12 protein-coding genes and 1 riboswitch are annotated in these 15,096 nt (G+C 72.2%); of the genes, 5 read left to right on the top strand and 7 right to left on the bottom strand.

What is annotated here, in order from left to right:
- Genes ACIRSU_RS26045 through ribD form a run of 4 tightly spaced genes read right to left on the bottom strand, consistent with a single transcriptional unit; the run spans position 1 to position 3,669 of the window.
- Positions 1–1,281, bottom strand: a complete 1,281-nt coding sequence (locus tag ACIRSU_RS26045) for a bifunctional 3,4-dihydroxy-2-butanone-4-phosphate synthase/GTP cyclohydrolase II (protein WP_403796662.1) — start codon at positions 1,279–1,281, stop codon at positions 1–3.
- On the bottom strand, positions 1,278–1,874 hold the full coding sequence (locus ACIRSU_RS26050; protein ID WP_403797490.1) for a nicotinamide riboside transporter PnuC: 597 nt from the start codon (positions 1,872–1,874) through the stop codon (positions 1,278–1,280). Before ACIRSU_RS26050 ends, ACIRSU_RS26045 begins: the two co-directional genes overlap by 4 nt.
- A gap of 44 nt (positions 1,875–1,918) precedes the next feature.
- Positions 1,919–2,539: a riboflavin synthase gene (locus ACIRSU_RS26055; protein WP_403796665.1), complete on the bottom strand. Its 621-nt coding sequence runs from the start codon at positions 2,537–2,539 to the stop codon at positions 1,919–1,921.
- A 2-nt stretch (positions 2,540–2,541) separates the two neighbouring features.
- Complete coding sequence (ribD, locus tag ACIRSU_RS26060; protein ID WP_403796669.1) at positions 2,542–3,669, bottom strand: bifunctional diaminohydroxyphosphoribosylaminopyrimidine deaminase/5-amino-6-(5-phosphoribosylamino)uracil reductase RibD; 1,128 nt, start codon at positions 3,667–3,669, stop codon at positions 2,542–2,544.
- A 180-nt stretch (positions 3,670–3,849) separates the two neighbouring features.
- Positions 3,850–3,979: riboswitch (FMN riboswitch) on the bottom strand.
- Positions 3,980–4,232: 253 nt separating this feature from the next.
- Between ribD and ACIRSU_RS26065 the strand changes: the two genes are divergently transcribed.
- Positions 4,233–6,599: a chitinase C-terminal domain-containing protein gene (locus ACIRSU_RS26065; protein WP_403796672.1), complete on the top strand. Its 2,367-nt coding sequence runs from the start codon at positions 4,233–4,235 to the stop codon at positions 6,597–6,599.
- A 117-nt stretch (positions 6,600–6,716) separates the two neighbouring features.
- Here the strand turns inward: ACIRSU_RS26065 and ACIRSU_RS26070 are convergent, their stop codons facing one another.
- Positions 6,717–7,841 carry an ROK family transcriptional regulator gene (locus ACIRSU_RS26070; RefSeq protein ID WP_403796674.1) on the bottom strand — a complete coding sequence of 375 codons (1,125 nt, stop codon included), beginning with the start codon at positions 7,839–7,841 and terminating at the stop codon, positions 6,717–6,719.
- Positions 7,842–7,969: 128 nt separating this feature from the next.
- Here ACIRSU_RS26070 and ACIRSU_RS26075 point away from each other — a divergent pair, with 128 nt between their 5' ends.
- The 3 genes from ACIRSU_RS26075 (at position 7,970) to ACIRSU_RS26085 (ending at position 11,482) form a co-directional block, all read left to right on the top strand.
- Positions 7,970–9,178, top strand: a complete 1,209-nt coding sequence (locus ACIRSU_RS26075) for an MFS transporter (RefSeq protein ID WP_403796676.1) — start codon at positions 7,970–7,972, stop codon at positions 9,176–9,178.
- An 89-nt stretch (positions 9,179–9,267) separates the two neighbouring features.
- Positions 9,268–10,707, top strand: coding sequence for a uracil-xanthine permease family protein (locus ACIRSU_RS26080; RefSeq protein WP_403796678.1), 1,440 nt, complete (start codon positions 9,268–9,270; stop codon positions 10,705–10,707).
- 73 nt (positions 10,708–10,780) lie between these two features.
- Positions 10,781–11,482, top strand: a complete 702-nt coding sequence (locus tag ACIRSU_RS26085; RefSeq protein ID WP_403796681.1) for a DUF5995 family protein — start codon at positions 10,781–10,783, stop codon at positions 11,480–11,482.
- Positions 11,483–11,491: 9 nt separating this feature from the next.
- Here ACIRSU_RS26085 and ACIRSU_RS26090 read toward each other — a convergent pair whose 3' ends face one another.
- Positions 11,492–13,189 carry a flavin monoamine oxidase family protein gene (locus tag ACIRSU_RS26090; protein WP_403796684.1) on the bottom strand — a complete coding sequence of 566 codons (1,698 nt, stop codon included), beginning with the start codon at positions 13,187–13,189 and terminating at the stop codon, positions 11,492–11,494.
- A 58-nt stretch (positions 13,190–13,247) separates the two neighbouring features.
- A complete protein-coding gene (locus ACIRSU_RS26095) occupies positions 13,248–14,054 on the bottom strand; it encodes a carbon-nitrogen hydrolase family protein (RefSeq protein WP_403796685.1) in 807 nt (268 codons plus the stop codon).
- Positions 14,055–14,403: 349 nt separating this feature from the next.
- Between ACIRSU_RS26095 and ACIRSU_RS26100 the strand changes: the two genes are divergently transcribed.
- The gene (locus ACIRSU_RS26100) at positions 14,404–14,955 is read left to right on the top strand and encodes a Repetin (RefSeq protein ID WP_403797492.1); all 552 of its coding nucleotides are present in this window, start codon (positions 14,404–14,406) and stop codon (positions 14,953–14,955) included.
- The last annotated feature ends 141 nt before the right edge of the window (positions 14,956–15,096 follow it).

A 15,096-nucleotide genomic window follows, 5' to 3' on the forward strand; every position in this document is an offset into this window, starting at 1 on the left:
TTACTGGTTTCCGCAGGTGGACGCCGGGGTGCCGTCCAGCCAGGGCAGGTCGTGGCCCATCCGGTCGCGCTTGGTGCGCAGGTAGCCGAGGTTGTGCTCGCCGGCCTGGACGGGCATGGGCTCGCGGCCCTCGACGGTGAGGCCGTGGCGGGTGAGCGCGTCGACCTTGTCGGGGTTGTTGGTCATCAGGCGCAGGGTGCGGACGCCGAGGTCGGCGAGGATCTGCGCGCCGGCCGCGTAGTCGCGGGCGTCGGCGGGCAGGCCGAGCTCCAGGTTGGCGTCGAGGGTGTCGCGGCCGCGCTCCTGGAGCTCGTACGCGCGGAGCTTGGACAGCAGGCCGATGCCGCGTCCCTCGTGGCCGCGCAGATAGACCACGACACCGCGGCCGGCCTCGGTGATGCGGTCCATGGACGCCTGGAGCTGGGGGCCGCAGTCGCAGCGCAGCGAGTGGAAGACGTCGCCGGTGAGGCACTCGGAGTGGACCCGGACCAGCACGTCCCGGCCGTCGCCGATCTCGCCGTGGACGAGGGCGACGTGCTCGACGCCGTCGACGGTGGAGCGGTAGCCGTACGCGGTGAACTCGCCGTGCGCGGTGGGCAGGTGGACCTCGGCCTCGCGGCGGACGGTCGGCTCGGCGGAGCGACGGTAGGCGATCAGGTCCTCGATGGAGATGATCGTCAGGCCGTGCTTGCGGGCGAACGGGATCAGCTCGGGCAGCCGCAGCATCGCGCCGTCCTCGCCGGCGATCTCGACGATCGCGCCGGCCGGGCGGAGCCCGGCGAGCCGGGCGAGGTCGACGGCGGCCTCGGTGTGCCCGTTGCGGGCGAGCACGCCGCCGTCCTTGGCGCGCAGCGGGAAGATGTGGCCGGGGCGGACGAAGTCGCCGGGCTCGTGCACGCCGCTCGCGAGCATCCGCAGGGTGGTGGCGCGGTCGGACGCGGAGATGCCGGTGGTCACGCCGTGGGCGGCGGTCGCGTCGACGGAGACGGTGAAGGCGGTCTTCATCGACTCGGTGTTGTGGTCGACCATCTGCGGCAGCCGGAGGCGGTCGAGCTCGTCGCCCTCCATGGGGGCGCAGATCAGGCCGCGGCACTCGCTCATCATGAAGGCGACGACCTCGGGGGTGGCCTTCTCGGCGGCGATGACGAGGTCGCCCTCGTTCTCGCGGTCCTCGTCGTCCACGACGACGACGGGGCGGCCGGCGGCGATGTCCGCGATGGCCTGCTCGACGGGGTCGAGGGTGAGGTCGGTGGCGTCCCAGAGAGGCAGCGCACTGGTCATGCGTGGGCTCCTTCCAGAGTGGCGGGGGCGGCGGCGCGGGACCTGAGCCACCAGTCGCGCATGCCCCAGATGACGAGGGCGAAGTAGATGACGTAGACGAGGCCGGAGAAGGCGAGGCCGCTGCTGAAGGCGAGCGGGACGCCGACCAGGTCGACGAGGAGCCAGGCGAACCAGAACTCGACCAGGCCGCGGGCCTGGGCGACCATCGCGACGAGGGTGCCGACGAAGATGTACGCGTCGGCCCACGGGCTCCAGGAGAGCTGCGGGTAGAGGGTGAACAGGCCGCCGACGGCGAGGGTGCCGAGGACCGCGCCGCCCAGGAGCACCCCGCGCTCCTTCCAGGTGGCGAAGCGGACGGCGATGGAGCCGTCCTGCGCCTGCTGCCTGCCGCGGTTCCACTGCCACCAGCCCCAGGCGGCGACGCCGATGACGAGGAGCTGCTTGCCGACGCCGCCGGCCAGGTGGGCGGAGGCGTAGGCGCCGACGAGGATCAGGCCGGAGAGCAGCTGGGCGGGCCAGGTGAGGATGGAGCGGCGCCAGCCGAGGGCCAGGGCGATCAGGCCGATCGTGTTGCCGATCATGTCGGACCACATGATGTGCTGGCCGAAGACGGCGAACGCCTCGGAGTTGAGCCAGTTCACTTGACGTTCTCCTGTCCGTTCGACTGTCCGTTCGGGCCGAGCAGCCGCTCGACGTACTTGGCGATCACGTCCACCTCGAGGTTGACCGGGGCGCCGGGCTGCTTGATGCCGAGCGTGGTCAGGGCGAGGGTGGTGGGGATGAGGCTGATGGTGAACCAGTCGTCGCCGACCTCGACGACGGTGAGGCTGACGCCGTCGACGGTGATGGAGCCCTTCTCGACGACGTAGCGGGCGAGCTGCGCGGGCAGGCCGACCTTGACGATCTCCCAGTGCTCGGAGGGCTCGCGCTCCAGGATGGTGCCGGTGCCGTCCACGTGGCCCTGGACGATGTGGCCGCCGAGGCGTCCGCCGACGGCCATGGGCCGCTCCAGGTTGACGCGGGAGCCGACCTCCAGGGCGCCCAGCGAGGAGCGCTTGAGGGTCTCGGCCATCACGTCGGCGGTGAACTCGCCGTCGCCGAACTCCACGACCGTGAGGCAGACGCCGTTGACGGCGATCGAGTCGCCGTGCCGGGCACCCTCGGTGACCACGGGGCCGCGCAGGCGGAAGCGGGAGGCGTCCTGCAGCTGCTCGACGGCGACGACCTCGCCCAGCTCTTCGACGATTCCGGTGAACACGGTCAGGCTCCCTTGGGGGTCAGGACGGCAGGGGCGGTGGGGCCGGCGCTGGGGACGGCGCCGGGAACGGCGGTGATGCGGATATCGGATCCGATGCGCGCGGTGTCGATGACGTCGAGGCGCAACGCACGCGTGAGGGTGGTGATTCCGGCGTCGGCGAGGGCGGCGGGGCCCGCGCCGAGCAGCACCGGGGCGAGATAGCCGACGACCTGGTCGACGGCGCCCGCGGCGACGAAGGCGCCCGCGAGGGTGGGGCCGCCTTCGAGGAGGACGGAGCGGATGCCACGGGCGTACAGCGCGGTGAGCAGCTCGTGCACGCCGACGCGGCCGTCGTGCAGGGGCAGCCGGAGCAGCTCGACGCCGGGCAGGTGCCGGGTGTCGGCGTCCTCGCCGACCACGAGCAGGGTGGGCGCGGCGTCGTCGAGGATCCGGGCGGTGGGCCGCAGCTCGGCGCGGGTGTCGAGGGCGATCCGCAGTGGCTGGGTGACGCCCTCGATGCCGCGGACGGCGAGGTGCGGGTCGTCCGTGCGCAGCGTCCCGCCGCCGACGAGGACGGCGTCGGCCTCGGCGCGCAGCCGGTGGACGTCGGCGCGGGACTCGGCGGAGCTGATCCAGCGGGAGGTGCCGTCGGCGGCGGCGATCCGGCCGTCGAGGGTGGCGGCGTACTTCCAGCGGACGAAGGGGCGGCCCTCGCGTACGGAGGTGAGCCAGGCGGTGTTGCCGGCCTCGGCCTCGTCCCGCAGGAGGCCCTGCTCGACCTCGACGCCCGCCTCGCGCAGCGTGTCGGCACCGCCCGTGGCCTGCGGGTTCGGGTCGCCGACCGCGTAGACGACGCGGGCGATCCCGGCCTCGATCAGGGCCTGTGCGCAGGGGCCGGTGCGGCCGGTGTGGTTGCAGGGTTCGAGGGTGACGTACGCGGTGCCGCCGCGGGCCAGGACGCCGGCCTCGCGCAGGGCGTGGACCTCGGCGTGCGGGCCGCCGGCGCGCTGGTGCCAGCCTTCGCCGACCTGATGGCCGGAGGCGTCGGTGATGACGCAGCCGACGACGGGGTTGGGGCTGGTGGAGCCGAGTCCGCGGGCGGCGAGCGCGATCGCGCGTCGCATGGCGGTGATGTCGGCTGGCGTGGCCACCGGGTCCTCCTGCCTCTTCGGGCACGGACTCCGGGGCCTGTCGATGACGACAGAGAGCGGATACGACGGCCTCGCGCAGGGTGCGCCGAAGCCGAGAGCCCTCCTGGTGCGCCGGGACCGGAAACCGGTACGGCGACCAGCGGACGTACGGCCGGCTCACCCCGGTGAAGGGGTCGCCCGCCGCGCACTGCCTCCCATCCGGACTTTCACCGTCGGTCCAGGAATCTCACCTGGTCAACCGGCCGCTGGCTGCGGACGGGTCGCGGACTATACCGCCGGTTCGGAATTACACCGACCCCGGAGTGCGCTGCTGCTGATACAGGGCCAGTGTGCCACGGACGGCGACCGGTCATACGGGTGAGGTCCTGTGGGCTGACTCACAGCCCGGCTCACCCTCCCACGGAACACGTCTTTGGTCCAGACCTATTGACGCACTGGTCTAGTCCTCTTAATCTCCGAGTCACCTCCGAGGTACGGCCCGCCGGTGTGCGCACTCCACGGGCCCAACACGACCCACCCCCTTGTTCGTTGTGTTCCGATGACCTCCCCTGGAGGAACCGATCGTGTTGTCCCCCACGAAGAAGCGAGCGTCGCTGTTCGCGTCCGGCGCGGCCGTCGCCGGGCTGCTGATCAGCTCGCTCGCGTCCGGCGGCGTCTCGTACGCGGCCGACAACGAGAGCTGTCGCCCCGACGGGCTTTACAAGACCCCCGGCGTCGACGTCCCGTACTGCTCGGTCTACGACACCGAGGGCCGCGAGAAGATGGGCGCGGACCACCAGCGCCGGGTCATCGGCTACTTCACCGGCTGGCGCACCGGCAAGAACGGCGAGCCGGCCTATCTGGCCTCCGACATCCCGTGGGACAAGGTCACCCACATCAACTACGCCTTCGGTCACGTCGGCAGCGACAACAAGCTGTCCGTGGGCGCGGACGGCCCGGACAACGCGGCCACCGGGATGACCTGGCCCGGTGTCGCGGGCGCCGAGATGGACCCCGCGTACCCCTACAAGGGCCACTTCAACCTGCTGAACAAGTTCAAGAAGAGCCATCCGAACGTGAAGACGCTGATCTCGGTCGGCGGCTGGGCGGAGACCGGCGGCTACTTCGACGACAGCGGCAACCGGGTGAACTCCGGCGGCTTCTACGCGATGGCCACCAACGCCGACGGGTCGGTCAACCAGGCCGGGATCGACACGTTCGCGAACTCGGCCGTCGACTTCGTCCGGAAGTACGGCTTCAACGGCGTCGACATCGACTACGAGTACCCGACGACCATGAAGGACGCCGGCAACCCGCTCGACTGGCAGCTCGCCAACGCCCGCCGCGCGGGCCTCGTGCAGGGCTACGCGGCGCTGATGAAGTCGCTGCGCGAGAAGCTCGACCGGGCCGGCGCCGCCGACGGCAGGCACTACCTGCTGACCGTCGCCGCGCCCTCCTCGGGCTATCTGCTGCGTGGCATGGAGACCTTCCAGATGCAGCGGTACCTGGACTACGTCAACATCATGTCCTACGACCTGCACGGCGCCTGGAACGAGTACGTCGGCCCGAACGCCTCGCTCTTCGACGACGGCAAGGACGCCGAGCTCGCCGCCGCGAACGTCTACGGCTCCTCGCAGTACGGCTCCATCGGCTACCTGAACACCGACTGGGCGTACCACTACTTCCGCGGCTCGATGCCGGCCGGCCGGATCAACATCGGCCTGCCCTACTACACCCGCGGCCACAAGAACGTGCAGGGCGGCACCGACGGCCTGTGGGGCAAGGCCGCCTCGACCGCCTGCCCGGCCGGCTCCGGCCTGACCAAGTGCGGTGACGGCGCCTCCGGCATCGACAACCTGTGGCACGACAAGGACACCAACGGGCAGGAGTCGCCCGCCGGCTCCAACCCGATGTGGCACGCCAAGAACCTGGAGAAGGGGATCGTCGGCGACTACGTCACCAAGTACGGCTTCCCCGCCGGCACGAAGCTGACCGGCACCTACGCCCGCAAGTACGACCCGACGCTGGTCGCCCCGTGGCTGTGGAACGCCGACAAGAAGGTCTTCCTGTCCACCGAGGACGAGCAGTCGGTGGGCGCCAAGGCCGACTACGTGGTCGACCGCGGCATCGGCGGCACGATGGTCTGGGAGCTGGCCGGCGACTACGGCTGGAACGCGGCCAAGGGCCAGTACGAGATGGGCTCCACGCTCACCTCGCTGATGTACGACAAGTTCAAGGCGGCCGGCCCGTACGGCGCGAAGAAGTCGAACCGGGCGCTGCCGGCGCAGGCCGTGAACGTGGGCGTGGAGTTCACCGACTTCAAGCTGGGCGACTCCAACTACCCGATCACGCCGAAGCTGCGGATCACCAACAACACGCAGACGACGCTGCCGGGCGGCACGGAGTTCCAGTTCGACTACGCCACCTCGGCCCCGAACAACGCCTCCGACCAGTCCGGCTTCGGTACGAAGGTGATCAGCAGCGACCACACGGGCAGCAACGTGGGCGGCCTGAAGGGCGACTTCCACCGGGTCTCCCTGAAGCTCCCGGCCTGGCAGTCGCTCGCCCCCGGCGCCACCGTCGACGTGGCCTTCAACTACTACCTGCCGGTCTCGACGCCGTCGAACTGGACGGTGACGGTCAACGGCACGGCGTACGCGCTCGCCGCCGACCTGGCGCGCGGCACGACGGTGGTGGAGCCGGGCGGCTCGACCGCGACCCCGACGCCGACCCCCACCACGCCCACGCCGACCCCCACCACCACGTCGCCGACCCCGACGCCGACCGGTGGCACCTGCACCGCCCCCGCGTACGTGGCCGGGCAGATCTACACCGCGGGCCAGACCGTGTCCCACAAGGGCCACAACTGGAAGGCCAAGTGGTGGACGCAGAACGAGGAGCCGGGCACGACCGGTGACTGGGGCGTCTGGCAGGACCTCGGCGCCTGCTAGCGCACGCGCTCCCGAGAAACCCCCGGCGGCGGTCTCACGGCCCTTGCCGCCGCCGGGTCTCCCGCGCCCGCGCCGCGCCCCCCTGTCCGGGGCGCGGCGCGGGCGCGTTCGCGGGGTCTACGGGAAGAGGGCGTCCTGCGCCACGTCGCGGGCCCGCAGGAGGGCGCCGCGCAGGACCGCCGCGTCGCCCAGGGCGGTGGCGCGGACCTCGGTGCGCAGGGGCGAGAGCGTGGCGAGCGCGGTCTCGACGCGGGCGGCGAGCTCCGGGCCGCCCTGGTGGCCGGTCTCGCCGGCCAGGACCAGGCAGCCCGGGTCCAGGACGGCGGCCACGGCCGCCGCGCCGACGGCCAGGCGGTGGGCGAGGGCGTCCAGGAAGGGGCCGTGGCCGGAGCCGAGCGCGGTCGCCGGGTCGAGGCCGTGTGCGACGGCCAGCGCCTCGACGGCGGCGACGCAGGCCAGCTCGTGGAAGCCGCCGTCGCAGCCGAAGGCCGACGGCAGCCCGGAGGTGCCGGGCACGGGCAGGAAGCCGATCTCGCCGGCGCCTCCGGAGGCCCCGCGGCGCAGCCGCCCGTCGAGGACGACCGCCGCGCCGACGCCCTGGCCGAGCCAGAGCAGGACGAAGTCGTCCCGGTCGCTGGCCGCGCCCTCGCGCAGTTCGGCGACGGCGGCGAGGTTGGTCTCGTTCTCGACCAGGACGTGCGCCGGGAGCCGCTCCTGGAGGGCGCCGACGAGCCGGCGGTGCCAGGCGGGCAGCCCGCTGGAGTCGCGCAGTTCGCCGGTGGCCGGGTCGATGAGGCCGGGCGCGCCGACGGCCACGGTGTGCAGCCGCTCGGCGCCGGCCTCCCGCGCGGTCCGCTCCAGGAGCGCGACGGCCTTCTCCACGGCGGGGCCGGTGCCGACGTCGTCGCCGACGGGCGCGGCCGCCTCGGCCAGCGTGGCGCCGAGGAGGTCGGTGACGGTGACCGCCACGGACCGGGTGCGCACGTCGAGCGCGGCGAGATGGGCGCGGTCCGCGACGATCCCGTACAGCTTGGCGTTGGGGCCGCGGCGCTCGGCGCCGGCCTCGCCGACGACATGGACGAGTCCGGAGCCGCTGAGCCGCTCGACGAGGTCGGCGACGGTGGGGCGGGAGAGTCCGGTGAGCGTCTTGAGCTGGGTGGCCGTCAACGGGCCCTCGTCCTGGAGCAGGCGCAGGGCGAGCCGGTCGTTGATGGCCCGGGCGGTGCTCGGGGATGCGGCCATGCGGTGATCCTCTCAGATGCCCGGCGGGGCACGGGGCCGTCTGCGCACTATTTATCAGGCAGGGTTCCTGATAGTTTACGGCGACCGAGGGGCGACCACTCAAGCGACCACTCTCAAGGGGAGGGCCCATGGCGGCGGAGACCGAATTCACCACCGAGCGGCTGCGACGGGCCCGGTTCGCCGTCGCCGCCGTCTTCTGTGTTCACGGCGCGGTGACCGGCAGCTTCGCGACCCGGATCCCGTGGATCCAGGAGCACGCGGGCGTCAGCGCGGGCCAGCTGGGGCTCGCCCTCGCCTTCCCGGCGGTCGGCGCCTCGCTCGCGATGCCGCTGGCCGGCGCGATCAGCCACCGCTTCGGCGCCCGCACGGCGCTGCGCGGGCTGCTCGCCCTGTGGACCCTGGCCCTGACGCTGCCCTCGCTCGCGCCGAACGTGTACGGGCTGTGCGCTGCGCTCTTCGTCTACGGCGCCACGGCGGGCATGTCCGACGTCGCCATGAACGCGCTCGGCGTCGAGACCGAGAACCGGCTCGGCCGCTCGATCATGTCCGGCCTGCACGGCATGTGGAGCGCGGGCGCCTTGCTCGGCTCGGCGGCCGGCACCGTCGCCGCCCAGCTCGGCGGCGACGCCCGCGTCCACCACCTGCTCGCCGCCCTGGTCCTCACCGCCCTCGGCCTGGTCGCCTGCCAGGGCGTGCTCGACCTGCGCAGCGCGCCGGAGGAGGAGGCCCCGCCGCGCTTCGCGCTGCCCCCGAGGTCCGCCCTGGTCATCGGCGCGATCGGGTTCTGCGGAGTCTTCGCGGAGGGCGCGAGCCTCGACTGGTCGGCCGTCTACCTCAAGCAGGAGCTGAGCACCTCGGCCGGCCTCGCCGCCGCCTCGACCACCGCCTTCGCGCTCACCATGGCCGTGGCGCGGCTGGCCGGCGACCGCGTGGTGGACCGCTTCGGCGCGGTCCGTACCGTACGGGTCGGGGGCGCGGCCGCCACCCTGGGCGGGCTGCTCGTGGTCCTCGCGCCGCACGCGGCCGTGGCGATGGCCGGTTTCGGGCTGATCGGCCTCGGGGTCGCGGTCGTCGTCCCGCTCGCCTTCGCCGCCGCGGCCCGCAGCGGCCCCAACCCGAGCCAGGCGATCGCGGGCGTCGCCACCATCACGTACACCTCGGGTCTGATCGCCCCGTCCGCGATCGGCGGCATCGCGGACGCGACCTCGCTGGTGGGCTCGTTCGCTCTGGTCACGCTGCTCACCTTCGGCCTGGTGCTCGGCGCCGGGGTGCTCAGGTCCGGGGCGCGCGCCGGAGCGGGCGCGGCCGGGGCGCGTACGGCGGAAGAGGTGCGCTGACCTGCGGCCCTTACCATGTGGCTGGTCTTCACCTGCGGATCGACCGCCGCATTCACCCCCTGAGAACCCCTGAGAACTGGAGCGAGCACATGAGCCTCGGCGTGCGCTGGACCCTGCACGGCGACGGGAGGACACCCGCTCCCGGGGCCGTCGTCCGGCCCGACGAGCGCCTGTCCTGGCCGCGTACGGTCGGGCTCGGCGCCCAGCACGTGGTGGCCATGTTCGGGGCCTCGTTCGTGGCCCCGGTGCTCATGGGTCTCGACCCGAACCTCGCGATCATGATGTCCGGTGTCGCCACCGTGATCTTCCTGCTCGCGACGCGCGGCACGGTCCCCTCGTACCTCGGCTGCTCGCTCTCCTTCGTGGGCGTCGCCGCCGCGATCCGGGCGGCCGGCGGCACCAGCGCCACGGTGACCGGCGCGGTGTTCGTGGTCGGCGCGGTGCTGTTCCTCGCGGGTCTAGCGGTGAAGAGGTTCGGCGCGCGGATCATCCACGCGGCCATGCCGCCGGTCGTCACGGGCGCCGTGGTCATGCTGATCGGCTTCAACCTGGCGCCGGTCACCGCCTCCGTCTACTGGCCGCAGGACCAGTGGACGGCGCTCCTCGTGATGCTCTTCACCGGCCTCGCCGTGGTCTGTCTGCGCGGCTTCTGGTCGCGGATCGCGATCTTCCTCGGCCTGATCTTCGGCTACACGATCTCCTGGGTCTTCGACCTGGTCTTCGGCAAGATCCACTCGGTGTCGCCGAGCGGCCAGGTCACCGACCACTGGCGGCTCGACCTCTCCGGCGTCGCCAAGGCCGACTGGATCGGCCTGCCCTCGCTGCACGGGCCCAGCTTCGAGTGGTCCGCGATCCTGGTGGCGCTGCCCGTCGTCATCGCGCTGATCGCCGAGAACGCCGGTCACGTCAAGGCCGTCGGCGAGATGACCGGCACCTCGCTCGACGACAGGCTCGGCACCGCGATCGCCGCCGACGGCGTCGCGTCCATGCTCTCCACCGGCGTCGGCGGCCCGCCGAACACCACGTACTCCGAGAACATCGGCGTCATGGCCGCCACCCGCGTCTACTCCACCGCCGCCTACTGGGCCGCGGCCGGCTTCGCGCTGCTCTTCGGCCTCTGCCCGAAGTTCGGCGCGGTCGTCGCCGCCATCCCCGGCGGTGTGCTCGGCGGCATCACCGTGATCCTCTACGGCATGATCGGCCTGCTCGGCGCCCAGATCTGGATCAACGCCAAGGTCGACCTGCGCAACCCGCTCAACCTGGTCCCGGCCGCGGCCGGCATCATCATCGGCGTCGGTGGCGTCAAGCTGACCTTCACCGACACCTTCGAGCTCGGCGGCATCGCGCTCGGCACGATCGTGGTCATCACCGGCTACCACGTGCTCCGCGCCTTCGCCCCGGCACACATGAAGCAGCAGGAGCCGCTGCTCGACTCCGGCACCAGCTCGTACGAGACGGGCGAGGACACCGCGGGGAGCACCGGGGACACCGGAAGCACCTCCGGCGACGCGTCCGCGGCGAAGTCCTGACGCATTCGCCCGTTCTGGGGAAGCCGGGCGGCGGAACCGCTCCGTCCGGCTCTCCGGCTGCCACCCTGCACCCATGGCGCAGACGCAGCACCTCCAGCTCGGACCCTTCACGGCCGTCGACCCCGTGGTGGACCGGATGCGGAAGCTCCGCGCGGCCTGGCATCCGGCCGACGGGGTCGCCGTGTTCAACCGGGTCTATCTGACCGTCACCGAGGAGATCGGCCGGGCCATCGAGGCCGGCACCTTCGCCGACCGGCGGGCCGCCGCCACCCTCGACGTGCGGTTCGCCCAGCGCTATCTCGCGGTGGTCGACACCGTCGCCACCGGCCGCCCGGCCCCCGCCTGCTGGCGGCCGCTGTTCCACTACCGCCGCCATCCCGGCGTACGGCCGCTCCAGTTCGCCCTCGCCGGGATCAACGCGCACATCGGGCACGACCTGGCCCTCGCGGTGGTCGACACCTGCCGGACCCTGGACTGCGCGCCGAAGGAGCTGGAGGACGAGTTCGACCGGGTCGGCGACGTCCTCGTCCTCCTGGAGGAGCGCATCCGGGACGAACTGATGCCGGGCCCGGACCTCCTGGAGGTCGCGGACCCGCTGACGCATCTGCTCGGCTGCTGGAGCCTGGACCGGGCCCGCGACGGAGCCTGGCTCGCCGCCCGCTCGCTGTGGCAGCTGCGGCGGCTGCCCGACCTGGCCGAGGAGTTCACCGAACGCCTCGACCGGTCGGTCGGCCTGGTGGGGCGGATGCTGCTCACCCCACTGGCACGCCCTTAGGCGCCGGGATCAGTCCTCCGGCAGCTCGACCGGGGCGATCTCGTCGTACACGTCGCCCGGGCCCGGGTTGGTGGCGTCGGTCGCGCCGCCGAAGTGGTGCATGACGCCCCACACCGCGTTGAGCGCCGTCTGCACCGCGCCCTCGGCCCAGCCGGCCGTCCACGAGATGTCGTCGCCGGCGAGGAAGATGCCCCGCTTGTCCTCCGGCAGCCGGTCCTGCATGAAGTGCGTGAACAGGCGGCGCTGGTAGCGGTAGTGGCCCGGCAGGTTGGCCTTGAAGGCGCCCATGAAGTAGGGCTCGTTCTCCCAGGAGACCGTCACCGGGTTGCCGATGATGTGCTTCCGGATGTCGACCTTCGGGTAGATCTCGCCGAGCGACTTCAGCATGACCTCCATCCGCTCGGTCGCGGAGAGCGGCAGCCACTTCAGGCTGTCGTCGCACCACGTGTACGAGAGGCAGATGACGGCCGGCTTGTCCGGGCCGTCGTCCAGGAGGTACGTGCCGCGGGTCATCCGGTCGGTCAGCGTCATCGACATGACGTCCCGGCCGGTCTCCTCGTCCTTGTCCAGCCAGAACGGCCGGTCCACGGGCACGAAGAGCTTCGAGGACTCCATGTAGTGGGTGCGCTCGATCGCGGTCCAGTGGTCGATCGGGAAGAGCGAGTCGTCACAGGCGATCTTGGAGAGCAGCATCCAGGACTGGGCGGTGAAGATCGCCGCCTGGTACGTGCGGATGTCGCCGGACGCGTCGGTGACCGTGATCCGGTTGCCGGCGGCGCGGGTCAGGCGGGTGACGGCCGGCTTCGGCTGCCCGTTCTCGTGCAGCGAGGCCAGCGAGGTGCCCTGCATCCAGTGGACGATCTTCTCCGGCTCGCGCTCCCACAGGCGCAGCGGCAGCTGCTGCGAGCCGCCGACGATGCCGCGGTGGTGGTCGTCGGCCTCGGTGTAGACGACCCGAAGGATCTCCAGGATGGAGTTCGGGAAGTCGGTGTCCCAGCCGCCGGTGCCGAAGCCGACCTGGCCGAAGATCTCACGGTGCCGGAAGGACTTGAAGGCCTCGGACTCGCAGAGGAAGCCGTAGAAGGTCTGGTTGTCGAGCTTCTCGACGAGCTTCGCCCAGATCTCGCGGATGCGCGGGACGTCGCGCTCGCGCATGGCGCGGTTCATGTCGGAGAAGTCGGCGCCCTCGTCGAGGCACTTGTTCCATGCCTCGGCGACGTCGCGGTAGACCTGCGGCAGGTCGGCGATGGTCTCGGCGTAGTGCGACTCGCCCTTGAGGTCGACGACGGTCGACGGGGTGGCCTCGGCCAGCGGGTTCGGGAACGGCCGGGTGGTCAGGCCGACCAGGTCGATGTAGTGCTGGAGCGCCGTGGAGGAGGGCGGGAAGCGCATCGCGCCCATCTCGGCGGTCAGACCCTCGGTCTCCGGGCCCTCGAAGCCGACCGTGCGCAGCCGGCCGCCGATCTGGTCGGCCTCGTAGACGACGGGCTTCATGCCCATCTTCATCAGCTCGTAGGCGGCGATGATGCCGGACAGGCCGCCACCGATGATCGCGACCTCGGTGCCGTGCTCGGTGGCCGGGATCTGGCCCAGGCCGGCCGGGTGGGCCAGGAAGTCGTCGTAGGCGTACGGGAAGTCCGGACCGAACATGGTGATCGGCGGCTGGCCGTCGGTGTGCTGGACGGCAGTGGGCACCGTGGACGTCATGGGGTACGGACTCCTTGCACAAAAAGGGTGATCGCAGGGGGGCGGGCGGGGGACGGCTCTAGACGAGGGAGCCGTACAGGCCCGGGCGGCGGTCGCGGAGATAGGGGTTCTCCGCGCGGGAGGCCGCGAGGAAGTCGGTGTCGGCGTCGCCGAGGACGAGGTCCTCGCCGCGCCCGGCGCGGGCCCGGGCGGTGCCGTCGGGGCCGGCCAGGACGGACAGGCCGACGAACTCGAAGTCGCCCTCGGGGCCGGTCCGGTTGGCGTACGCGATGTAGAGCTGGTTCTCGAAGGCGCGGACCGGGACGACGGAGAGCGGGATGATCTCGGCCGGGTGCATCAGCGCGGTGGGCACCAGGAGGAGGTCGGTGCCGGCCAGCGCGTGCGCCCGTACGTTCTCGGGGAACTCGACGTCGTAGCAGATCATCAGGCCGACGGTGAGGCCGCCGAGCTGCGCCTGTACGACGGACTCGTTGCCGGGCGTGAACCACTTCGCCTCGAACTCGCCGAAGAGGTGGGTCTTGCGGTAGTGGATCAGCCGGGCGCCGTCGGGGCCGAAGAGCTGGGCGGAGTTGTAGATCACGCCGTGCCGCTCGGTGTCGCGCTCCGGGTAGCCGTAGCCGACGGCGAGGCCGTGGCGGGCGGCGATCCCGGCGACCGCCTCGGCGGAGGGGCCGTCGGCCGGCTCGGCCAGACGGGCCATGGCGTCGCCGATGGCGTACCCGGTCAGGAACAGCTCGGGAGCGAGCAGCACGTCGGCGCCGGCGGCGGCCGCGCGGGCGGCGGCCTCGTCGAGGACCTTGAGGTTGGCGGCCACGTCACCGAGCTCGCCGGAGCTCTGGAGCAGGGCGGTGCGCAGCGCGGGCATGGGCCGTCCTCGGAGGTCGAAGTTGAAGGGGAAGACGTCAAAAACGGTACGGTTTCGGGCGCGGCCGGGACAAGGCGGGAGCGTTGCGGACCGACCGTCGAAGCGTTGCGCGATCACCAGCCCCGGCGGCGATTCGTTGCGCGTGGCGTGAACCATGATCGTCCTGCCGGTGTACGGCTCCCCCGCCGCGCGGCGGAGACGGGGACCGTTCCGCGGCGCGATGTACGGGCGGGGCCGGGCCGGAAGAGTAGGGGGCGTCCGGTCGAGGGGGCCGGACGACCTGCCGAAAGGACCGCCACCGATGGACCGTCTGATGGACCACCCGACGAAGCGCCGCACCGACCGCCGCATGAACCGGCGTACGAGGATCGCCGCCGTCGCCGCCGCCCTGCTGATCACCGCCGGCGCCGCCGGTTCCGCCACCGCCGACGCCGACCGGTCGGGCAGGGGCCCGCGCGAGGCGGCCGCGCTGACCGGCACCGCGAAGCTGTACCGGCCGGCCGGCGACGACATCACGTTCACCTTCGACGCGCATCTGGCGGCGAACGACAACATGCATCCGGAGAACGCGACCGGCACCTTCCGGTTCAGCCACTACAAGCCCGGCCACCCGGGCGGCTACTCGGTGGTGAAGGTCGACTGCCTGGCCACCGGAGGCAAGGTGGCCGTCGTGACGGGGCGGGTCGTGGAGACCGACGTGCCGAAGTTCATGGGCCGCCGCGTCGGCGTCTCGGTGCACGACCTGGGCAGCCACGACCGCCTCGGCTACAGCTGGATGACCCAGGACCCGGAGGCCGGCGACGTCCCCCTGTGCCAGACGGCACCGCCCTTCGAGAAGGTCAAGGAAGGCACCGGCGACTTCCACGTGCTGCCCTGGATCCCCGACTACCCGACCGAGTAGACGCCGGAAGGGGGGGCCCCCCCCCCGGGGGGGGGGGGGCCCCCCCCCCCGCCCCCCCACGCCCAAACCGGGGGCGGCCCACGCGAAACCCCCCCACAGCGGGGGCCCGCCCATGCCCCACTTTGTGGGCGACCCCAAAGG

The sequence above is a fragment of the Streptomyces sp. NPDC101160 genome, assembly GCF_044768205.1.
Lineage (GTDB): Bacteria > Actinomycetota > Actinomycetes > Streptomycetales > Streptomycetaceae > Streptomyces.

Bases quoted from the DNA above. Each gene is read 5' to 3' on its own strand.
- ACIRSU_RS26100 (WP_403797492.1), top strand. From the start codon at position 14,404: ATGAACCGGCGTACGAGGATCGCCGCCGTCGCCGCCGCCCTGCTGATC.
- ACIRSU_RS26050 (WP_403797490.1), bottom strand. From the start codon at position 1,874: ATGTGGTCCGACATGATCGGCAACACGATCGGCCTGATCGCCCTGGCC.
- ACIRSU_RS26080 (WP_403796678.1), top strand. From the start codon at position 9,268: ATGAGCCTCGGCGTGCGCTGGACCCTGCACGGCGACGGGAGGACACCC.
- ACIRSU_RS26085 (WP_403796681.1), top strand. From the start codon at position 10,781: ATGGCGCAGACGCAGCACCTCCAGCTCGGACCCTTCACGGCCGTCGAC.
- ACIRSU_RS26045 (WP_403796662.1), bottom strand. From the start codon at position 1,281: ATGACCAGTGCGCTGCCTCTCTGGGACGCCACCGACCTCACCCTCGAC.
- ACIRSU_RS26090 (WP_403796684.1), bottom strand. From the start codon at position 13,189: ATGACGTCCACGGTGCCCACTGCCGTCCAGCACACCGACGGCCAGCCG.
- ACIRSU_RS26070 (WP_403796674.1), bottom strand. From the start codon at position 7,841: ATGGCCGCATCCCCGAGCACCGCCCGGGCCATCAACGACCGGCTCGCC.
- ACIRSU_RS26075 (WP_403796676.1), top strand. From the start codon at position 7,970: ATGGCGGCGGAGACCGAATTCACCACCGAGCGGCTGCGACGGGCCCGG.
- ACIRSU_RS26095 (WP_403796685.1), bottom strand. From the start codon at position 14,054: ATGCCCGCGCTGCGCACCGCCCTGCTCCAGAGCTCCGGCGAGCTCGGT.